We start from the raw sequence: 19,432 nt of genomic DNA on the forward strand, positions 1-19,432 counted from the left end.
TCTCACTCGGCAATACCGAGCCCGGTTTCGTCTTCGACGTGTAGCAGCGCGTTGACACGCACATCGCGGGTGCGCTGGAGATGGCGGGTGATCAGTGCGCGCGCTGCGGCGGAATCGTGGGCCCGGATGGCCTCGATGATCTGCAGATGCTCGTCATGGCTCTGGGTCAGATTCCCAGTTTCGGCCAGCGACCGGGTTTCATACAGGGCGAGCTGGGACGTCAGGCGCTCCAGCACCTCACCGATGGTGTTGTTGCGCGACGACGTGGCCAGCACGCGATGCCAGCGGGCGTGCAGTTGGCGCGCACGGTCGTGATCGGTCTCGGCGACAGCGTTCTGCTGGATGAGGGTCAACCGCGCGAAATCGAGTTCGCTGGCATGCCGGATCGCCGACTCGACCGCTTCTGCCTCGAGTGCGATACGCACCTGATAGATGTCGTAGATCTCGTCGGCCGTGCGCGTCCGGACCACCGCACCGCGGGGCCCCCGCGCCACCAGTCCGTCGGCCTCGAGCCTCAGCAGCGCGTCGCGCACGGGCGCTCGCGAAACCCCGTGCCGATTGCTCAGCCCGGTCTCGTGCAGCGCCCCTCCGGGAGGCGGGTTGCCGGCCAGGATCTCTTGGCGGATGACCTGATACAGCGTCCCGCGCCCGCCGCCGGTGTCGGCGCCGGGGTCACCGGCGGGGCCTCGGGTGGCCGCCGACTCCGGGTCTTCTCGTAGCACTTGGCCTCCCTGCTGTCGTCCTCGGTTTCTACCCGATGGACCCCACGAACACGAACTTCTCCGGACAAATGCTCACGCTGAGCAGAACCCTTGAGACGACGTTGGTGCGACGCCTTGAATATATGCGTCGACATGTGTCGACAGACGTCGACAGAGCATCTGACCAGCTTCCAGGAGTGAACCCCGTGACCGCACCGCGAGTCGCCGGCACCGCCGCGGACTCGCTGATCCTCATCGTCACCGCGATGGGCGTCGGCATGCACCTCGGTGCCTGGCGCCAGCGTGCGGGCGATCCGTTCGACTACCTGACACTCGACTTCTACAAAGAGGTCGCGCAGACCGCTGAGAGCGGTGTCCTGCACGGACTCTTCCTCGCCGACACGCTGGCCCTCTCGGAGGAGAACCTGGAGCGGCCCAATCTCGGTGCCCTCGACCCCGTCGTCGTGCTCTCCTCGCTCGTCAGCGTGACAGACCGGCTCGGCCTGGTGGCGACCTCGTCGACCACCTTCAACGAACCGTTCAACCTGGCGCGGCGCTTCTCTGCTCTCGACCACCTGAGCGGCGGCCGGGCCGGGTGGAACGTCGTCACCACGTTCGTCCCCGACGTGGCGGCGAACTTCGGGGCGAGCGGTCTGCCGAGGCACGACGACCGGTACGCGCGCGCGGAAGAGGCGCTCGACGTGGTGCTGGCGCTGTGGCGCAGCTGGGGTGAGGATGCCCTGACCGGGGACAAGGCCAGCGGCCGATTCGCCGACCGCAGTCAGGTCGCGCCCGTCGACCACATCGGCCCACACTTCTCCGTCCGCGGGCCACTGACACTGCCCCGCACCCGGCAGGGGCACCCCGTGGTGTTCCAGGCCGGAGCTTCCGAAGCCGGACGCCGGCTCGCGGCCCGCACCGCCGACGTGGTGTTCACCGTGCAGAACACCCGCTCGGCCGCCACCGAATTCCGTACCGACATCCGGCGCCGTGCCACGGCTTTGGGTCGCAACCCGGACTCGGTCAAGGTGATGCCGGGGCTGGTACCGATCATCGGCTCCACGCGGGCCGAGGCGCGCGAGCGCAAACGGGCACTCGATGACCTGAGTGCCGAGGCCGAACTACGCAAGCTCGCTGTGCGCGTGGGCATCCCGGTCGACGCGCTCGAACTCGACAAGCCGCTGCCGGCCGACCTGATCCGCGCGAACGCGTCGTTCAACGCCTCGCACGGATTCCGTGATGCAGTGGTCCGGCTGGCGGCCGAGGAGAACCTGACCGTACGGGAGCTGTTGTACCGCAATGGCGGTGGGCATGTGCAGGTGGTCGGCACGGCCGACGACGTCACCGAGTTGATCGCCGACTGGTACGGATCCGGTGCGGTCGACGGCTTCAACCTGATGATCGATGTCCTGCCTGACGGCCTCCACCGATTCGTCGACGAGGTGGTACCCCGCCTGCACGACCATGGTCTGTTCCGGACCGAATACCGGGGCCAGACCTTCCGCGACGACCTCGGGCTCACGGCCGCTGCTTCGGCCGTGCCTCGATAACCCGGCACGTCCCACACTCGAAGGAGAAGCTGTGCTCCAGATTTCCCGGATCGACCTGGCCGAGGCCAGGGCCCTCATCGCCTCGGCCACCGAACGGTCACTCGAGATCGGCGTGCCGATGTGCATCGCGGTGGTGGATGAAAGCGGCTACCTCGTCGCGTTCGACCGGATGGACACCGCGAAGATCACCAGCGTGTCGATCGCCATCGACAAGGCCTTCACCGCCGCCGGCGCGCGCAACCACACCTCGTTCTACGGCCGGGTGTCGCAGCCCGGCGGACCCGCGTGGGGTATCAACCAAACCAACGACGGACGCTTCAACGTCATTGCCGGCGGCATCCCGATCATTGTGGGCGGCAACGTGATCGGTGGCATCGGCCTGAGCGGGGGGACAGCGGCACAGGACGACGACGTGGCCGCCCACGCCATCAACCGCGCTTCCGTCGGCGAACCCGTCGAGCTGCCGGCGCCTGCAGCCGGGGCGCACTGATGGCCTCCGCTCTGCCCCCCACGGGGATCATCGGCGCCGCGCTGACGCCGTTCACCGAGGACAACGGCGTGGATCAAGAACGTCTCGACGGGCTCCTCGATCTAATGGTGGGCCACTGCGATGCGATCTCGCTGCTGGGCGCCGAGGTCTCCGAGTACCAGATCCTGCGGGCCGCAGACCGTCTCGCGACGCTGCGGGCGGCCATCGACACCATCGACAGGCGGGTTCCCGTGCTGGCCGGCGCGTCGCATCCCGACGTCCTCGAGGTGTTGCGGCTGTCCGAGGCTGCAGCCGACGCCGGAGCCGACTTCATTCAGGTGCTCATGCCCCGCCATCCCGGTGGCAACCCCGCGGGTGTCGCCGATCTGGTCGCGTATTTCGAACGCATCGCCACCGCGAGCGCACTGCCGGTGATCGTGTACCACAATCCATCTCAGGGCACCGACACCGATGCGCCGACCATGGTGGAACTGGCCTGCATCGACGGTGTGGTGGGGTTCAAGGAGAGTTCCCGCGACCTCATCAAGATCGGCCGGCTATGCGCCGAGATCGACTCGGCCGGCCACGCCCGGTACTACACCACCATGCAGGCGTTGCTGCCGACGCTGCTGCTCGGCGGCTCCGGGGCGATGATGCCTCCGCCGGGCACCGCAATCGGCGCACGGGTGGTCGCGGCCCACCGCGAAGGCGACCATACCCAGGCCGCCGAATGGCAACGCCACTTCCGCCAATTCCCCAGCCTGTGGGGGAGATACGGCCTGACCACCACCATGAAGACCGCGATGGCGGCGCTGGGGCATGACCTCGGCGGGCCCGCGGCACCCTTCGGGCCCATGCCCGCCGCCGACGCCGAGCGCCTGGCCCAGCACCTCACCGCAGCAGACCTCGGCTCCCTCCTCCCGGTCCCCACGGGTGCCGGACTCTCTTCGAAAGGTCCCCGACCGTGACCCAGACACTTCCCTCCGATGAACGCGGTGCCGCCGATCGCCCGAACGGTAGTCGGCACGCCTTCGCCGGTGCGTATCTCGGGTGGATGTTCGACGGTTACGAAACATTCGCGACCGTGCTGGTGGCATCCTTCATCGTGAACGACCTGGTGGGCCCGGGAGCCTCCGAGGCCAACCCCCACTACGTCGGCGGCATCCTCGCCATCACGCTGCTGTCCTGGGCGATCGGCGGCCTGGCCTCCGGAGTCCTGGCAGACCGGTTCGGGCGGCGGCGCGTCATGATCGTCTCGATTCTCTGGTACTCGATCTGCGCCGGCCTGACCGCCCTGGCACCGGCCTACGGCGTGCTGCTCCTGCTGCGTTTCCTCACCGGCCTGGGTATGGGTGCCGAATGGGGCGGGGGCAGTTCGCTAGTCGCCGAGACCGCACCCCCACGGCGTCGCGGTCTGCGGATCGCGCTGCTGCAGAGCGGTTTCGGCGTCGGCTTCCTCATCGCCACCGGTGTCTGGCAGCTCGTCAACCAGGGCAACCCCGGAGACTGGCGGTGGATGTACGCCCTCGGCGTGATTCCGGCCCTGCTCGTGCTCTACATCCGCAGAGCCGCATCCGACTCGCCGATGTGGATCAAGGCCGATCAGCAACGGCGCGCGTTGTCCACCGCGCTGTCGTCGGGAGCTTTGCGCAGCGAGCAGGCGGCCGAACTGCTCAAACCCACTATCAGTCAAGTCTTTTCGCACCCGGTGTACCGCCGGCGGGTCGTGATGCTCTCGATCGGTGCACTCGCGTCGATGGTCGGCTGGTGGGCGGTCTCGACGTGGATTCCCGCACACGCCCGCACCGTCCTGGCCGGTGTCACCGACGATGTCCCGAGTGCGGTCACCCTGGTTGTGTTCACCTACAACGCCGCGGGCGTGGTCGGCTACCTCGTCAACGGCTGGCTGGCCGACCTGCTGGGCCGTAAGCCGGTGATCTTCGCGTTCTTCCTGGCGTCCGTCGCGGTCACCCCGTGCATGTTCCTGCTGCCCGACAGTCGGGATTCCCTGGTGTTCTGGGCTGCGGTCAACGGCTTTTTCACCCTCGGCCAGATGACCTGGCTCGCGTTGTACCCGAGTGAACTGTTCCCCACCAATGTGCGCGCCACCGGCATGACCCTGGTGTTCAACTTGGCCCGTTTTCCCGCGGCCATCGGCGCTCTGATCAGCGCGTCGCTGATCAGCACCTTCGGTTCGATCTCCCAGGCTGCCGTCGTGATCGGCTGCGCCGGTTACGGATTGGGAGTCCTCGCCGCCTGGTTCCTGGGACCGGAGACCCGCGGCACGACGCTGCCCGGGCCGGCCGCTGTCGCCGACGTCCCGCAGGGAGTTTCCCAGTGACGAGTCCCACCTCCACCGGGCGTGCCCTCCACCGGCCACCGTCGCCACTGGACGACCCGTCGAGCCCGTTGTCGCGCATCGCGCGGCAACCGCTGATGCTCGGTCTGTTCCTGCCCACCCAGACCGGCGGGTTCTCTCAGTCGACGTACCCGAGGAGCACCCGCTGGGACTTCGCCTACAACCGCGATCTCACCCTTGCGGCCGAATCCCATGGCTTCGACTTCGTTTTCGGTCTCCAGCAGTGGGTCAAGAAGGGCGGATTCGGCGGCGACACGAACTACCGGGAGAACTTCCTGGACCCTTTCATCTCGACGGTCGCGCTGGCACCGCTGACGACGCGGATGGTGACCATCTCGACGGTCCATGTGCTCTACGGATCGTGGCATCCGCTGCATCTGGCCCGGTTCGCCGCGACCGCCGATCACATCGCCGGCGGCCGGTTCGGTCTCAACATCGTGACCGGGTACGACGCCCGCGAACCGCTGATGTTCGGGATGGACCGTATCGAGCACGACGAGAGATACCTGCGCGCTGACGAATTCGCCTCCATCATGGAGGACCTCTGGGCCGGTGAGGAAGACCTCACCCATCACGGCAGATGGTACGACCTGGAGGGAGCGTACGTGTCTCCGCGTCCGGCCTTCGGCCGCCCGATCATGGTGTCGGCGAGCGCATCTGCCGCCGGATTCGACTACGCGGCACACCATTCCGACATCGTCTTCACCTCCAGTCGCTCGGGTGCGCCGTACGCCGACGCGATGAGATCGATCCCGGCGATCACCGCGGAGATCAGCGCGGCCTTCCAACGGACCGGCCGGCAGCACAAAACGATCATCTTCCCGATGGTGGTCTGCCGGGAAACTCGCGAGGCGGCCTACGCCTACCGCGATGCGATCGTGTCCCGGGCGGACACCGCCTCGATCGCCAACTACGACGCGCGCCACCGTGCCGGCGACGCCCACGGTTGGCCCGAGCATGTCCCGGCCGACCGGGTACTCGGCGGGCATCTGCAGATCATCGGCAGCCCCACCGATGTCGCCGACCAACTCGAAGGTCTGCACCGGGCGGGTGTCGACGGGGTGCAGTTGGGCTTCTACGACTACGGTCCCGAACTCGACTTCTTCGCCGAGTCGGTGCTGCCCATCCTGGCGTCGCGGGGACTGCGGGTGCCCGACGTGAACTCACTGCCCACCACCGGAGAAGAGAACGCGCCATGACCATCGAGACGTCCGCCCGCGCGCTGGTCCGCGCCGAGCACGACGGGCCGGTCACCACCGTCACCCTCGACAACCCGGCAACCGCCAACGCGCTGACCTACGGCGCGATGCAGCAGTTCCTCGACGCGCTGCGCGCCGCCCACGCCCACCGCTCGCTGCTGCTCGTGCTACGCGCCGAGGGCGACGATTTCTGTGTCGGACGGGATCAGAAGGAGAAGGTCCCGGGCGTCACCAAGGCGGAATCCCTGGGCCTCATCCTCGAGGCCAACACCCTGCTGCGCGACTTCGCGGGGATCAGCGTCTGCGTCATCCGGGGTCGGGCGTTGGGGTTCGGCAGCGGGCTGGCGGTCCAGTCCGACCTGACGATCGCCGCCGACACTGCGACACTGGGCTTCGACGAGGTGCGCCATGGCCTGGCACCACTGATCGTCGCGGAGTATCTCCCTGCACTAGTGGGACCGCGGACCGCCGCTGATCTCGTCTACACGGGCCGCGATGTACCCGCCACGGAGGCGCTGTCCCTCGGACTGGTCAGCCGCGTCGTGCCGGAGGCCAAACTAGACGACGCCGCGGAACAGCTGTGTGACGGCTTGACGGGCACCGAACCCGGCGCGCTGCGGTTGCTCAAGAGTTATTCGACGAGACTGCGCGCCGGAACTCTGGCCGATCCCCATACCGCGGCCGTGGCTGAACTCGACGCGTGGCTGTCGGCGGGGCGCCCCGAGTACCCGGGCGGTCACGAGGCCTGACCCCCCGTCGAACACGCTGAAACCTCCTGGCGCGCAGATGTTCAGCTAGGTGGCACCCCGTGCACGGCCGTTCAGGCCTTGCCGGTGCGCTCCCGGTGCTTGCATCCGGGCCAGCAACACGGCCGTCGTTTGCCCTCCTCCAGCTCCTCCTGGGTGCGGCGGATCCGGCGCTCGCGGGTCTTGTCCTGTTTGGCGTCCTCGACCCAGCAGATGAACTCGTTGCGCGCCAACGGCGTGATGTCCTGCCAAGCCGTCAGCGCCTCGGTGTTGCCGAGAAGTGCGGCGCGCAGATCTGCGGGCAGCTTGTGCACCGCTCCGCCAGGTACTTGTGGGGGCATGGGTGTGAGGGTAGCGCCCACGGCGTGCTACGCCGAGATGCAGCGTAGGGCGACGGTTCAGGGCCATTCGAGTGGTGACTACCGCCCTACGGTGCACCAGGTAGCTCGTTTCCAGTCGACAGCGGCCCGTGGACGCACCCCAGGGTCGCGGGGGGTTCTGCTGAACCCCCGCGACTGCAGCCGTGGGGTGCGCGCCGGCATAGCACCGCGGAGCCCTTCAGGACACCGGCGTGGCAGCGGGCCTTTTCTGTCGCCGCTCGCCGATCCGCTCTATCAACCGCCGCCAGCGTGAGGGCCCTTTGTCGTCGTCGTCCTCGTCCTCGTCCGGCTGATCCATCGGAATGCCCTTGAACACAGCGAGATAGACGCTGATGGTGGTGACGATCATGATCATGATGACCGGGCCCAGCACGATACCCCAGAAGCCGAACATTCCCAGCCCGGCGAAGACCGACAGCAGCATCAAAGACGGGTTCAGATAGGCCTGCTTCGGCACCAGGAATGGTCTCAGGGCGTTGTCGATGTTGGTCACCACGATGATGTGGAACGCCACTACGAAGATGCCGCCAACCACGTTGCCCGTCAAGGCCATACCGATACCGAGCGGAATCGTCACGATGCCGCTGCCAAGCGGGATGAACGCCAGGGCCGTCAAGAAGATGGCGAACATGAAGAAACCCTCGTGCAAGCCCGCGATGTAGATGGACAGGGCGCCCGCCACGCCTTGGCACACGGCGATGATGAACTGGCCCTTGACCGTTGCCCGCACCATCGCGGCGATCTTGGCCATGTACAGATCGGACACCTCTTCGCCCAGCGGATTGAGCTTACGGATTAGGTTCAGCACCTGGTCGGCATTGGTCAGCAGCGAGAGGAACACGTAGAGGAAGATGATGGCCGCGGCCAGAGCGAAGGCCACCCCGCCGGCGGACGCGCTCGCGAAGTTCAACACCGCTTGCCCGATGGTCTGGCCGGCTTGAGCCGCATAACCGCGCAAGGAATCCGGCGTCAAGTTGATGTCGATGAACGGCACCCTGTTGAGGAGTTCGTTGGCGCTGCCGAGCAGGCGGATGCCCAGCGCGTTGAGGTCGGTGCGCTGGACCCAGTGGCCGATGCTCTCGACCATCTGGCCGATCTGCAGGAATGCCAGAAACCCCACCAGTCCCAGCGGGATTCCGACGGTCGCGACGGCCGCCAGCAGCGTCAGCGTCGCCGAGATGGCGTTGTTGAACCGGGTGTTGAGCCGCACGTACAGCGGGTTGAATAGGTGCGCCGCCACTGCGGCGATCACTATCAGGATGAAGTACCGACGCAGGAAGTACGCGCCGAAGATCAAGGCGATGACCAGCAGAACGGCCAGGGCGCGCTTTTGTGTGCGCGTGAAGTCGTCGAGCATCGCGCCAGTGTAGAGGGCTACGGTGTCTGACCTGCGAACTTCATCAGATGCTCGTGGATGTTGGGGTAGCGCTTCAGGTGGGCGCCACCGTTGAGGTCGATGACTTCACCTGTCAGCCACGAGGATTTGTCCGAACACAGGAACGCCACGGCGTCGGCGATGTCCTGCGGCGTGCCGGTGCGTCCGAGCGGGGTGTTCTCGACGTACTCCTCCACCACGCCGGGGATCATCGCGGCCGGCTCGGTGAGCGGGGTCGGAACGAACCCGGGGGAGACGGCGTTGACGCGGATGCCACGCGGCCCGAGTTCGAGCGCAGCCACCTGCGTCAGCATTGCCAGCCCGGCCTTGGCCGAACAATAGGCGCTCATCCCGACCGCCGGCTGCCGCGCGTTCAGCGATGTCAGCGACACGATCGAGCCACCCTCGCCCATCCGCTGCCCGGCGTGCTTGAGCACCAGGAAGCCGCCGGTGAGGCAGACGTCGACCACCTCCCGGAACTGTGCGACGTCCAGGTCGGTGATGGGGCTGAAGCCGCTGAAGCCGGCACAGTTCACGGTGGCGTCCGGGACGATGCCCTCGAACAGCGCCTGCACGGAGGCTTCGTCGGTGACGTCGACGAACGCGCCCGCGTGGGGCGCACCGAGTTCGGCGGCGCGTTGCCGTGCCCCGTCTACGTTGCGGTCGGCGATGGTCACCGTCGAGTCGGCGGCCAGGGTCTGCGCAATAGCCCAGCCGATCCCGGAGGCGCCGCCGACGACGACGGCGTGCCGCGTCACTGCTGGCCTTTCGCGGTCTCCGGACGCGGGTCGCCCCATTTGGCGGTGACGGCACCCCATGGGTCGGCGTAGATTCCCGGCGCCTTGTAGTAGGCGGCGCGCCGCGTGAGGATCTGATGGGCGATGGGCGCGGCCAGTCTGATCAGCGGCCGCTTCCAGCCCGCGTTCTCGGCCGTCTCGATCAGCATTTCCGGCCACGAATGACGTTGGAAGTCAAGCACTTCCTGTGCCCGGCTGGTGTCCATCCAGTCGGTGGCGAACCACTTGAGGTCACTGTTGGGGTCGCCTTTGCGTCCGATGGGCAGCCCGCCCACCAGACCCATGGCCGCGGCGGTGGCCGGCCCGATGTCGCCCTGGGTCAGCCGGTGGGTGCTGTCGCCGCCGATGAGCAGCGTCTCGCCCAGGCAGTCGGCGGTGGTGGCGTTGGCGAAGGCACGCGCGACATCGCGGACATCGACGGTCTGGATGCGCCCGTCGGTGGGCAGCAGGCCTTCGAAGAAGATGAAATCGGGGTTGAGATCGAATTGCAGTGCCACCGTGAGCACTCCACCCAGGCGCAGGATCGCCCAGTCGAGATCCGAGGCGCGCACCAGTCCTTCGGCTTCGACCTTGTGCGCCCCGTAGATGTCGTACGGCGCCACCGGGGTGTCCGCGGTCAGCACGTCGGTGATGCGGTGCGGGTTGCGCGGCCCGTACACCGCGACGCTGGACGCGAGCACGAATCGCGGTGGCGCCGCCTGCCTGGTGGCGGCGGCCAGCAGATTGGCGGTGCCGTCGACATTCACCTTCTTGGCCAGTGCGTGGCGGCTGTAACAATGCGGGGCGATCACGGCGGCCAGGTGGATGACCGACGTGGGCACGACGTCGGCGAACAGGGCGTCGACGGCGGCCGGGTCGGTCAGGTCGGCGTAGCGCACCAGCACTCCGGGCGGGAGTTTGGTGGCCGCCTCACGGTTGGCGGGGATGTCGAGGTCGGTGGCGACGACCCGGCGCCCCTCGGCGGCCAGATGAGCGACGGTGGCGGATCCGACCAAGCCGAATGCCCCCGTGACCAGTACCGTCATGCGTCTCCCTCAGCCCGATCTGGAACGTGTTCCAGACCCTACTAGGTGAGGCCCGTCGGGTCACTGAGGAAGGTGCGTCTTGGCCTCGTCATAACCTGCGGACCTGCTCTCGCCACCCGGGCCGTAGACCACGTACCGCACTCCTGTGGAGAAGGCCGTCGACGACAGCAGCCGCAACGGCAGCGAATCACCCTGATCAGAATTCATCGCCGGACGCAGCGGAACCCGATGTGGCTCATCCCCGTGTCGACGGCCTGGGGCCGGCGGGCAGCCGGGCGGTAGCGCCGGCAGTAGCTGTCGGCGCACAGGAACGATCCACCCTTGATGACACGACGCGCGACCCCGGACTGCGGGTCTCTGGACTCCTCGGCGCAGCAGGATGCGCTGGCCCGGTCCGAGCTGTAGAAGTCGGTGGTCCACTCCCAGACATTGCCTGCCATGTCGTAGAGGCCGTAACCGTTGGGCGGGTAACTGCCCACCGCCGCCGACTGGCCGTAGCCGGTGTCGGGCAGGTACGGGAATTCGCCGTGCCAGTAGTTGGCCAGCTTCTGACCGGGCGGCTCGGGTTCCTCGCCCCAGGTGTAGGCGGCGTGCGGGAGCCCGCCGCGGGCCGCGATCTCCCACTCGGCTTCGGTCGGCAGGTGCAGGCCCGCCCAGTCGGCGTAGGCCTGCGCGTCCTCGAACGCGATGTGCACGACGGGGTGGTGGTCGCGGCCGCTGAGTCCGGAGCGCGGTCCACGCGGATGGTTCCAGCAGGCGCCGGGTGTCCATGTCCACCACTGCGACAGGTGACGGAGGTCGACGGGCCCGGGCGTGCGCCGGAACACCATGGAACCGGGCTGCAGGTTCTCGGGAGGGGCCCCGGGGTAGTCCGCCGGGTTCAGCGGCCGCTCCGCGACCGTCACGTGACCGGTGGCCGAAACGAACTGTTCGAATTCGGCATTCGTCACCTGGTGGGGCTGGATCCAGAACCCGTCGACCGTCACCTGGTGTGCCGGGGCTTCCTCGGGATAGTGGTCGTCGGAACCCACCATCGCCGTCTGCCCCGGGATCCAGACCATGTCACTCGCTGAAGACATGGGTCCAATCGTCGCGCATGCTGGCCACCGACCACTTGCGAGCCGCCGCCAACTCCAGAGCCTTCTCCGCGCCCGCGACATAGTCGAATTCGCGGGCCGCGTCGTCATGTTTGACCAGCAGCGCCAGCGACGGCAACACACCGGAGGTGGTGTACTCCAGCATCTCGATGTCGCCGTTGGAGTTACCGGCGGCGAAGATCGGGCGGCGGCCGGTGCGGCTCCAGATGCGGACCGGCTTGATGGGGCCGTCGTCGAGGAACTCTGCCTGCGCGGTGGTGAACAGCCGACCGTCCTGGTAGATCAGTCCGACCGAACTGCCGATCACCCGCTCCGGCGGAATGCCGTACATCGGCCCGGTGACCGGCCGCATGAAATCGCGTCCACCGCCGGAGACGATGTAGTTGGTGAACCCGTGCGCCTCCAGGTAACGCAACAACTCGACCATGGGCGGGTAGCCCGTGGCGGTGTAGGGGCGGTCCAGGGTGGGATGACGGATGTCTGCGAAGAACGTGCGCACCCGTTCGGCATGTTCCTCGGTGGAGATCGCCGCATTGGCGGAAAGAATCCCCGCCGCAAGCACTTTCAGATCGCTGTCGTCACCCTCGTAGTGCTTGGTGACGGCGGCGCCGAACCATTGCAGGTCGCCGGCCGCGGCGGCCCGGTACGGTTGGCGCTCGGCCAGCGACGGATCCTCGGCCACCTGTTGCGCGAGCCGGCGCACCAGGAAGTCCAGCTGCACATAGGCCGGTTTCTCACACCACAGTGTTCCGTCGTTGTCGAACACGGCGATGCGTTCTTCCGGCGCCACATAGCTTTCTCCGGGAGCGGTGACAAGCGCGACGAAGTCGACGATGGCCGCCTTCGTGGGCCCGTCTTTCCATGAGTCCAGCATTTAGTCCTTCGCCAGGAATTCGTGGAGCTTCTCCAACGCCTGGTCGATGGTGAAGCTGGCCGGTTCGTGCCGGGGCGGGAACTCCTTGAACGTCTCCAGGAACTGCGTCACGATCGCGCTGGCGTAGAAGACCAAGAAGCCGCGGCGAATCAGCCAGTCCCAGTACGTGTTCGAGGTGATGTCGGCGCGTTCGAACGGATCTGTGCGCAGGTTGAACAGCTTGGGCACCCGCAGCGGTGTGAACGGCTCGGCCCACACCTGCAGCGTGCCCTGGCAGCGCTGTTCCTGGAACACCACCTTCCAGTTGTCGTAGCGCAGACCCAGGACGTCGCCATCGTCGGAGAAGTAGATGAAGCCTTCTCGTGGGCTCTCGTCGACCTCGCCGGTCAGGTATGGCAGCAGGTTGTACCCGTCGATGTGGACTCGGAACTCTTTCTCACCCGCCGCGTGACCCGCCTTCAACTTCTCCACGATGTCGGGTTCGCCGGCGGCGGCCAGAAAAGTGGGAAGCCAATCATGATGCTGCACAATCTCGTTCGAGATCGAGCCGGCGGCGATCTTGCCGGGCCAGCGGATCAACTCCGGCACCCGGAACGCACCTTCCCAGTTCGTGTTCTTCTCGCTGCGGAACGGGGTGGTGGCGCCGTCGGGCCAGGTGTTGGCGTGCGGGCCGTTGTCGGTGGAGTAGATGACGATGGTGTCCTCGGCGATGCCGAGCTCGTCGACCGCGTCCAGAATCTGCCCCACATGGCGGTCGTGATCGATCATGGTGTCGTGATAGGGCGACTGCCAGCGGCCGGCCTGTCCGACGCTTTCGGGTTTGGTATGGGTGAACAGGTGCATGTGCGTCGTGTTCATCCACACGAAGAACGGGGTGTCCGCCGCGGCTTGACGTTTGATGAAGTCGACGCAGGCTTCGGTGGTTTCGTCGTCGATGGTCTCCATCCGCTTGCGGGTCAGCGGACCGGTGTCCTCGATGCGTTGTCTGCCCACCGGTCCCCATCGTGGATGATCGGGCTCATCTGAGACTTCGTCGGTGGCCCAGCACCTCAGGACTCCCCGGGGCCGCGCCGCCTCGTACATGCGGGGGAACTGCTCCCGGTCCGGGTAGTCGGGGTTCTCCGGCTCCTCCTCGGCGTTGAGGTGGTAGAGGTTGCCGAAGAATTCGTCGAAACCGTGCACCGTGGGCAGGTGCTTGTTGAGATCGCCGAAATGGTTCTTGCCGAACTGCCCGGTGGCATAGCCGAGAGGTTTGAGGAGCTCGGCGATCGTGGGATCATCGGCGGCCCAACCGATATCGGCCCCCGGCACGCCGACCTTGCTCATCCCGGTGCGATAGACACTCTGCCCGCTGATGAACGCGGCCCGGCCGGCGGTACAACTCTGCTCGCCGTAGGAGTCGGTGAACCGCATGCCCTCGGTGGCGATGCGATCGATGTTGGGGGTGCGGTATCCCATCAGTCCGTCGCTGTAGCAGCTGAGGTTGGTGATGCCGATGTCGTCGCCCCAGATGACCAGGATGTTCGGTTTGCCGTTCGGCATGCTCGAGTCTCCGTTCCCCACGCGGCCCTGCTTGGGCCAGGCGGGGACAACGCTATTCGGTTGACGGACGTCAGGTGAGGTAGTTCACGAACTACTGGTCTCGTCGTTGCGGCAACGTCGCATAGGTGAAATCGAACAGATAGTCGTTCAGCGCCAGGGAGGCCGTCTCGGCGGCGTCGCCGTCGCCCTCAGCGATCGACGCCAGAATGTCGTGGTGCAGTTTGGCGGCCCGGGCCAGATCATCGGCCGGTGCGGAGAGGTTGCCGAACCAGAACCGCCGGGACAGGCCCTGCAAGGGAGCCATGGCAACTTCGACGAACTCGTTGTGCGTGGCGCTGACCACCAGGGCATGCGCTGATCGCAGGAACCGGGAGAAGTCCTCGACCGACAGCGGTCCGCCCAGTACGTCGTCGGCGAGCCGGCGGGCCGTGGCGCGTTGCTCGGCGCTGGCGCGTAGCGCGGCGAGGCGGACGGCGAACGGCTCGAGCGTGCGGCGCAGCTCCAGCAGCTTCAGCTGCGCCTCGATGGAGGCCACCGGCACCAACACGCCGCGGTTCGGGTGGATCTCGACCAGCCGTTCGCGCGCGAGCCGCTGCAAGGCCTCGCGGACCGGGGTGCGACCCAGGCCCGTTCGCTCCATCAGCTGCTTCTCCGAGACCAGCGTGCCGGGTGCCAGCTCCTGCAACACGATCATCCGCTCGATGTCGAGGAACGCCTGATCGGACTTGTTCGGGGTGACGCCGGTCATGTCGGTGCCTTGTCTGTCACGGGGTAGACATTATCGCGACAGTCCATGTACGGTCCGTCTATGACTGATATATCGGTTGAATGGCGGTTGGATGCCGGTTGTGGGGAGGTGGCTGCTCGCAAATTGCCGGTGCTCGCCGACGTGGACGTCGCCGTGGTCGGAGCGGGTGCCGCCGGTGTCGCCGCGGCCACCGTGGCTGCTGAAGCGGGCGCATCGGTCCTGGTGCTCGAGAAGTACGGATTCGCAGGCGGTGCTGCGGTGGCCGGGATGTCGGGCACCATCTGTGGCATGTACCTGGCGTCGGAGGACGCCGCCAGGCCCCACCAGGTGGTCTACGGGTTCACCGAACGATTCGCCGGAGAGTTGACCGCCCGCGGCGGCCTCACCGAGCCGCAGCGATATGGCAAGACGTTCACCTCCGCCCACGATCCGCTGGTGTGGCGCGAGGCCGCCGATGATCTGCTGACCGCCGCCGGCGTGCGAATCCTGTTCCACACACAGGTGCTCGACGTCGTGACCGAAGGGGAGCAATACCGCGGTCTGGTGGTTGCGTCGAACGCCGGTGTCGCCGTGATCCGCGCCGCCCGCATCATCGACGCCTCCGGCGACGGGGCGGTCGTCGCCCGCGGCGGAGGCGCCTACCGATTCGGCGATGACGGCCGTATCCAGAACCCGACCATGTTCTTCAGGCTGGGCAATGTGGACCTCGAGACGTTCTGGGCCGCTTGGGGTCCCGACACGATCAGCCCGCCCTGGGTATCCAAGGCCATCGAAGTGGCTCGGTCCGCAGGACAGGACCTGCCACGTAACAAGATCTGGGTCTTCGCCACCAGCAGACCAGATGAGCTGCTGGTCAACGCAACCCGGCTGACGGGACCCGATGGCCGGATGCTCAACGTCATCGACCCCGCCGACTTCACCCTCGCCGAGATCGGTGGACGCCGCCAGGTCCGCGAATACGCCCGATTCCTCGCCGAAGCCATCCCGGGGTGCGCCGACGCCTTCGTCGTCGATACCGGTGTCGAGGCCGGAATCCGCCAGACCCGCACCGTGGCCGGGGTGGAGACGCTGCTGGACAGCGACGTGGTCAACGGCACCAAACGGTCCGACACCATCTGCCGGTCACCGTGGCCCATCGAACTGCACGATGGTCAGCGGCCGAAACTGCACTGGCTGCTCGACGATTACTACGACGTACCCTTCGGGACGCTGGTCCCCGAGCGTGGCGAGAACATCATCGTCGCCGGCCGCTGCCTGTCCGCTGAGCACCAGGCACTGGCCTCGGCGCGCGTGACCGCGCAGTGCTTCGAATACGGTCACGCCGCCGCCGTGGCCACCTTGGCCTCGCTCGACTCCGGAGTGGCCTACCGGGAACTCGACGTGCGGACCGTCCAGGACCGCATGATCGCCAACGGAAGTGCGCTCTCGCCCGCGACCCCGGTCGCAGCGCACACGGAAAGCGCAGTGCACAAGGAAAGGGACAGCGCATGACCGACAACTTCGAACGCGCCACCGACGGAGGCTTGCGCAGCAACTTCACCCCGGGCAGCACCCGGTGGGCGGTGCGCCGCGCGCAGTGGAGCGCCATGGGCATCAGCGTGGACGATCAACAGAAGCCGAAAATCGCGGTGGTCAACACCTCGTCGAAACTGTCGGTGTGCTTCGCCCACCTCGACGATGTGGCGGTGCGGGTGGCCGACTCGATCCGTGAAGCCGGTGGCTTACCGTTCGAGATACGCACCACGGCGCCAAGCGATTTCGTCACCAGCGCCGGACGCAAAGCCCGTTACCTGATGCCGACCCGGGACTTGATCGTCAATGACGTCGAGTCCGCGGTCGAGGGTGCGGTGCTCGACGGCATCGTGTTCCTGTCGTCCTGCGACAAGACCACCCCTGCGCATCTGATGGCGGCGGCACGACTGAATCTACCGTCGATCGTGGTGATCGGCGGCTACCAGAAGGGCGGCCGGTACAGCGGCTGTTCGGTCGACATCGACACCGTGTACGAGTCCGTCGGCGCTCTGGCGTCGGGCACCATGACCGTCGACCAACTCGGTGAACTGGCCGACCGAGCCATCGAAGGCCCCGGCGTCTGTGCGGGGCTGGCGACGGCCAACACCATGCACTGCCTTGCAGAGGCGCTGGGCATGACCATCGCTGGTTCGGCGCCCACCCGCGCCAACTCCGAAGCCATGCTGGCCAACGCCAGCTCGGCCGGCCGGCGCATCGTGGCCATGGTCGAGGAGAACTTGACCGCGCGCCAGGTGATCACCGATGCCGCCATCGAGAACGCCATCGAAGTGGCTCTGGCACTGGGTGGTTCGGTGAACTGCATTCGGCACCTCACCGCGATCGCCGCGGAGGCCGACCTCGATGTCGATGTGGTGGGTCTGTTCGAGAAACTCGGCCGCGATGCCGTGCAACTGGCGGCGATCCGCCCCAACGGCGCGCATCAGGTGTGGGACCTCGACGGGATCGGCGGTGTCCAGACGGTGCTGCGCACTCTGCTGCCGCGGTTGCACGGCGACGCCCTGACCGTCGACGGCCGCACCGTGGCCCAACGCGCCGAGCAGGCCCGCGCCGCCGACGGCGACGTGTTGCACGGGCTCGACGACCCGATCAACGACGAGCCCGGCCTGATCATCCTGCGTGGCTCGCTGGCACCGGACGGGTCCATTGTCAAGGTAGCGGGCGTCGGTAAAGCCACCCGGCGTGACTTCACAGGTCCTGCCAAGGTTTTCGTCGGTGAGGACGACGCGATCGCCGCGCTCGGCCAGGGCGGGATCGAGCGCGGCGATGTGATCGTGCTGCGCGGCATGGGCCCACGCGGTGGACCGGGAACGGTGTTCGCCGCCAGCTTCGTGGCCGCGCTCAACGGTGCGGGACTCGGCGGGCACGTTGCCGTTGTCACCGACGGGGAACTGTCCGGACTCAACCACGGTCTGGTGGTGGGGCAGGTCATGCCCGAGGCCGCCGACGGTGGACCGCTGGCCGGGCTCCAGGACGGAGACACCATCAGCATCGATCTCGACGCCCGGCGTGTGGACGTGCACCCTGTCCGCGACGGTGCGCCGGTACGCGCCGCAGGCGATGCCCCGGAGCGGGGCTGGCTCGGTCAGTACGCCGCCCTCGTCGGCCCAATCCAAGGAGGCGCCGTCCTGCGTCGACCTGCTCGCTGACACAACACCTTTCACCTCACCGAAGGACTCCGTCGCATGACAACCGTTGGATCCAAGCAGGCCCGCAAGGCCGGGATCGCCGCTCTGGTCGGCACCACCCTCGAGTGGTACGACTTCCTCATCTACGGCACCGCAGCAGCATTGGTGCTCAACAGCCAGTTCTTCCCGAGCGTCGACCCCACCGTCGGCACCCTCGCGGCGTTCGCCACCTATGCCGTCGGTTTCCTGGCGCGGCCGCTGGGCGGCATCGTGCTGGGCAACATGGGCGACAAGGTGGGCCGCAAGAAGATGTTGGTCTTCACCATCGTGCTGATGGGTGTGGCCACCACCTTGATCGGTGTGCTACCCAACTATGCGGCCATCGGTGTGTGGGCGCCAATCCTGCTGATCGTGCTGCGGCTGCTGCAGGGCTTCGGTGCCGGGGGCGAATATGCCGGCGCCGTGGTGCTTTCCGTCGAACATGGTGACCAGAAGCGCCGGGGACTCGCCGGTGCGTGGGCACCCGCCGGGTTCGCGCTGGCGACGTTGTTGTCGACAGGAGTGTTCCAACTCGCCACCCTGCTGCCCGAGGACGCGTTCCAGAGCTGGGGCTGGCGGGTGCCGTTCCTTCTCGGATCGGTGTTGCTGATCGTGGGTTACTTCATCCGTCGCAGCATCGACGAGACCGACGCGTACGTGAAGGCCGTGGAGGCTGAACAGGCCGGTGTGGTCGAAGCGACGAAGATCCCGGTGTTGGAGGCTATCCGGCGTAACCCGCGCAACTTCCTGGTGGTGATCGGAGCCCGCATGGCGGAGAACGGTTTCGCCTACCTGTTCCCGGTTTTCGCCGTCGGATTCGCGGTGAACACTCTTGGGGTGGAGCGCAGTACCACCCTGTTGGCCGTGGTGATCGCGTCCGCGGTGCAGGTGCTGTTCATCCCGATCTGGGCGCATGTCAGCGATCTGGTGGGCCGCCGCCCGGTGTATGCCGGCGGTGCGCTGCTCTCGGTCATCTGGTTGGTGCCGTTCTTCCTGATGCTGGAGTCATTGAGTGCGCCGCTGCTGATCCTGGGATTTGTTGTCGGACTCGGCATCCTGTACCCGGCGATGCTCGCACCCCAGGCCGCCTACTTCGCCGAACTGTTCGACACGCGCACCCGGCTGTCCGGATTCGCGTTTGCCCGTGAGATCGGTTCGGTGCTGGCCGGCGGCTTCTTGCCGCTGATCGCCACCGCGCTGATCGCCGCGTTCGGGCACTGGTGGGTGATCGTGGTGTACCTGGGAATCCTGACCGCGCTGACGATGGTGGCGCTGGCGTACGGACCGGAGACCAACCGGCGTGACATCGTGGAGGCGGCCGAGCCCGAGGACGCGACGACGGATTCGGCCAAGGCCACCTCACTCTGAGTTGG

General features: G+C 67.0%; 19 protein-coding genes. 9 read left to right on the forward strand and 10 right to left on the reverse strand.

The features are described 5' to 3' along the window. Positions 1 to 2: 2 nt before the first annotated feature. Complete coding sequence (locus AC3A6P_RS17235) at positions 3 to 722, reverse strand: GntR family transcriptional regulator (RefSeq protein WP_487692875.1); 720 nt, start codon at positions 720 to 722, stop codon at positions 3 to 5. A 185-nt stretch (positions 723 to 907) separates the two neighbouring features. Between AC3A6P_RS17235 and AC3A6P_RS17240 the strand changes: the two genes are divergently transcribed. Genes AC3A6P_RS17240 through AC3A6P_RS17265 form a run of 6 tightly spaced genes read left to right on the forward strand, consistent with a single transcriptional unit; the run spans position 908 to position 7,027 of the window. Beyond that, positions 908 to 2,251 carry an NtaA/DmoA family FMN-dependent monooxygenase gene (locus AC3A6P_RS17240; RefSeq protein ID WP_487692876.1) on the forward strand — a complete coding sequence of 448 codons (1,344 nt, stop codon included), beginning with the start codon at positions 908 to 910 and terminating at the stop codon, positions 2,249 to 2,251. Between the two features lie 31 nt (positions 2,252 to 2,282). Then, positions 2,283 to 2,741: a GlcG/HbpS family heme-binding protein gene (locus AC3A6P_RS17245; RefSeq protein ID WP_487692877.1), complete on the forward strand. Its 459-nt coding sequence runs from the start codon at positions 2,283 to 2,285 to the stop codon at positions 2,739 to 2,741. Further along, the gene (locus AC3A6P_RS17250) at positions 2,741 to 3,688 is read left to right on the forward strand and encodes a dihydrodipicolinate synthase family protein (protein ID WP_487692878.1); all 948 of its coding nucleotides are present in this window, start codon (positions 2,741 to 2,743) and stop codon (positions 3,686 to 3,688) included. The genes AC3A6P_RS17245 and AC3A6P_RS17250 overlap by 1 nt, the downstream gene beginning before the upstream one ends. Further along, entirely contained in the window at positions 3,685 to 5,061 is a 1,377-nt protein-coding gene (locus tag AC3A6P_RS17255) for an MFS transporter (RefSeq protein ID WP_487692879.1), read from the forward strand. The genes AC3A6P_RS17250 and AC3A6P_RS17255 overlap by 4 nt, the downstream gene beginning before the upstream one ends. Then, entirely contained in the window at positions 5,058 to 6,278 is a 1,221-nt protein-coding gene (locus AC3A6P_RS17260; RefSeq protein ID WP_487692880.1) for an LLM class flavin-dependent oxidoreductase, read from the forward strand. Before AC3A6P_RS17255 ends, AC3A6P_RS17260 begins: the two co-directional genes overlap by 4 nt. Further along, complete coding sequence (locus tag AC3A6P_RS17265) at positions 6,275 to 7,027, forward strand: enoyl-CoA hydratase/isomerase family protein (protein WP_487692881.1); 753 nt, start codon at positions 6,275 to 6,277, stop codon at positions 7,025 to 7,027. Before AC3A6P_RS17260 ends, AC3A6P_RS17265 begins: the two co-directional genes overlap by 4 nt. A gap of 71 nt (positions 7,028 to 7,098) precedes the next feature. On the opposite strand, the gene AC3A6P_RS17270 is transcribed toward AC3A6P_RS17265, so the two are convergent. The 9 genes from AC3A6P_RS17270 to AC3A6P_RS17310 all read right to left on the reverse strand — a co-directional run bounded on the left by AC3A6P_RS17270 (position 7,099) and on the right by AC3A6P_RS17310 (position 14,862). After that, on the reverse strand, positions 7,099 to 7,365 hold the full coding sequence (locus tag AC3A6P_RS17270) for a YdeI/OmpD-associated family protein (RefSeq protein ID WP_487692882.1): 267 nt from the start codon (positions 7,363 to 7,365) through the stop codon (positions 7,099 to 7,101). Between the two features lie 217 nt (positions 7,366 to 7,582). Next, complete coding sequence (locus tag AC3A6P_RS17275) at positions 7,583 to 8,761, reverse strand: AI-2E family transporter (RefSeq protein ID WP_487692883.1); 1,179 nt, start codon at positions 8,759 to 8,761, stop codon at positions 7,583 to 7,585. Between the two features lie 17 nt (positions 8,762 to 8,778). Beyond that, positions 8,779 to 9,537 (reverse strand): SDR family NAD(P)-dependent oxidoreductase, encoded by a 759-nt coding sequence (locus tag AC3A6P_RS17280; RefSeq protein WP_487692884.1) that lies wholly within the window; start codon positions 9,535 to 9,537, stop codon positions 8,779 to 8,781. After that, positions 9,534 to 10,601 (reverse strand): NAD-dependent epimerase/dehydratase family protein, encoded by a 1,068-nt coding sequence (locus AC3A6P_RS17285; RefSeq protein WP_487692885.1) that lies wholly within the window; start codon positions 10,599 to 10,601, stop codon positions 9,534 to 9,536. Before AC3A6P_RS17285 ends, AC3A6P_RS17280 begins: the two co-directional genes overlap by 4 nt. A 60-nt stretch (positions 10,602 to 10,661) precedes the next feature. Next, on the reverse strand, positions 10,662 to 10,808 hold the full coding sequence (locus tag AC3A6P_RS17290; RefSeq protein WP_487692886.1) for a hypothetical protein: 147 nt from the start codon (positions 10,806 to 10,808) through the stop codon (positions 10,662 to 10,664). Beyond that, complete coding sequence (locus AC3A6P_RS17295) at positions 10,805 to 11,680, reverse strand: formylglycine-generating enzyme family protein (RefSeq protein WP_487692887.1); 876 nt, start codon at positions 11,678 to 11,680, stop codon at positions 10,805 to 10,807. Before AC3A6P_RS17295 ends, AC3A6P_RS17290 begins: the two co-directional genes overlap by 4 nt. Next, positions 11,664 to 12,572, reverse strand: coding sequence for an HAD family hydrolase (locus tag AC3A6P_RS17300; RefSeq protein ID WP_487692888.1), 909 nt, complete (start codon positions 12,570 to 12,572; stop codon positions 11,664 to 11,666). The genes AC3A6P_RS17295 and AC3A6P_RS17300 overlap by 17 nt, the downstream gene beginning before the upstream one ends. Next, on the reverse strand, positions 12,573 to 14,114 hold the full coding sequence (locus AC3A6P_RS17305) for an arylsulfatase (RefSeq protein WP_487692889.1): 1,542 nt from the start codon (positions 14,112 to 14,114) through the stop codon (positions 12,573 to 12,575). 91 nt (positions 14,115 to 14,205) lie between these two features. Continuing rightward, positions 14,206 to 14,862 carry a GntR family transcriptional regulator gene (locus AC3A6P_RS17310; RefSeq protein WP_487692890.1) on the reverse strand — a complete coding sequence of 219 codons (657 nt, stop codon included), beginning with the start codon at positions 14,860 to 14,862 and terminating at the stop codon, positions 14,206 to 14,208. Between the two features lie 60 nt (positions 14,863 to 14,922). Here AC3A6P_RS17310 and AC3A6P_RS17315 point away from each other — a divergent pair, with 60 nt between their 5' ends. The 3 genes from AC3A6P_RS17315 to AC3A6P_RS17325 are packed head-to-tail and all read left to right on the forward strand — an operon-like array spanning position 14,923 to position 19,427. Next, a complete protein-coding gene (locus AC3A6P_RS17315; protein WP_487692891.1) occupies positions 14,923 to 16,353 on the forward strand; it encodes an FAD-dependent oxidoreductase in 1,431 nt (476 codons plus the stop codon). Next, positions 16,350 to 18,041 (forward strand): dihydroxy-acid dehydratase domain-containing protein, encoded by a 1,692-nt coding sequence (locus AC3A6P_RS17320; protein ID WP_487692892.1) that lies wholly within the window; start codon positions 16,350 to 16,352, stop codon positions 18,039 to 18,041. The genes AC3A6P_RS17315 and AC3A6P_RS17320 overlap by 4 nt, the downstream gene beginning before the upstream one ends. Before the next feature lie 36 nt (positions 18,042 to 18,077). Next, positions 18,078 to 19,427, forward strand: a complete 1,350-nt coding sequence (locus AC3A6P_RS17325; RefSeq protein ID WP_487692893.1) for an MFS transporter — start codon at positions 18,078 to 18,080, stop codon at positions 19,425 to 19,427. Positions 19,428 to 19,432 lie beyond the last annotated feature (5 nt).

The organism is Mycobacterium sp. Soil_C_30 (assembly GCF_057656995.1).

What these genes read in the sequence shown, in the direction of transcription:
- AC3A6P_RS17250 (WP_487692878.1), top strand. Translation starts at nt 2,741, where the DNA reads ATGGCCTCCGCTCTGCCCCCCACGGGGATCATCGGCGCCGCGCTGACG.
- AC3A6P_RS17290 (WP_487692886.1), bottom strand. Translation starts at nt 10,808, where the DNA reads ATGAATTCTGATCAGGGTGATTCGCTGCCGTTGCGGCTGCTGTCGTCG.
- AC3A6P_RS17265 (WP_487692881.1), top strand. Translation starts at nt 6,275, where the DNA reads ATGACCATCGAGACGTCCGCCCGCGCGCTGGTCCGCGCCGAGCACGAC.
- AC3A6P_RS17315 (WP_487692891.1), top strand. Translation starts at nt 14,923, where the DNA reads ATGACTGATATATCGGTTGAATGGCGGTTGGATGCCGGTTGTGGGGAG.
- AC3A6P_RS17325 (WP_487692893.1), top strand. Translation starts at nt 18,078, where the DNA reads ATGACAACCGTTGGATCCAAGCAGGCCCGCAAGGCCGGGATCGCCGCT.
- AC3A6P_RS17300 (WP_487692888.1), bottom strand. Translation starts at nt 12,572, where the DNA reads ATGCTGGACTCATGGAAAGACGGGCCCACGAAGGCGGCCATCGTCGAC.
- AC3A6P_RS17305 (WP_487692889.1), bottom strand. Translation starts at nt 14,114, where the DNA reads ATGCCGAACGGCAAACCGAACATCCTGGTCATCTGGGGCGACGACATC.
- AC3A6P_RS17310 (WP_487692890.1), bottom strand. Translation starts at nt 14,862, where the DNA reads ATGACCGGCGTCACCCCGAACAAGTCCGATCAGGCGTTCCTCGACATC.
- AC3A6P_RS17270 (WP_487692882.1), bottom strand. Translation starts at nt 7,365, where the DNA reads ATGCCCCCACAAGTACCTGGCGGAGCGGTGCACAAGCTGCCCGCAGAT.
- AC3A6P_RS17285 (WP_487692885.1), bottom strand. Translation starts at nt 10,601, where the DNA reads ATGACGGTACTGGTCACGGGGGCATTCGGCTTGGTCGGATCCGCCACC.
- AC3A6P_RS17320 (WP_487692892.1), top strand. Translation starts at nt 16,350, where the DNA reads ATGACCGACAACTTCGAACGCGCCACCGACGGAGGCTTGCGCAGCAAC.
- AC3A6P_RS17295 (WP_487692887.1), bottom strand. Translation starts at nt 11,680, where the DNA reads ATGTCTTCAGCGAGTGACATGGTCTGGATCCCGGGGCAGACGGCGATG.
- AC3A6P_RS17275 (WP_487692883.1), bottom strand. Translation starts at nt 8,761, where the DNA reads ATGCTCGACGACTTCACGCGCACACAAAAGCGCGCCCTGGCCGTTCTG.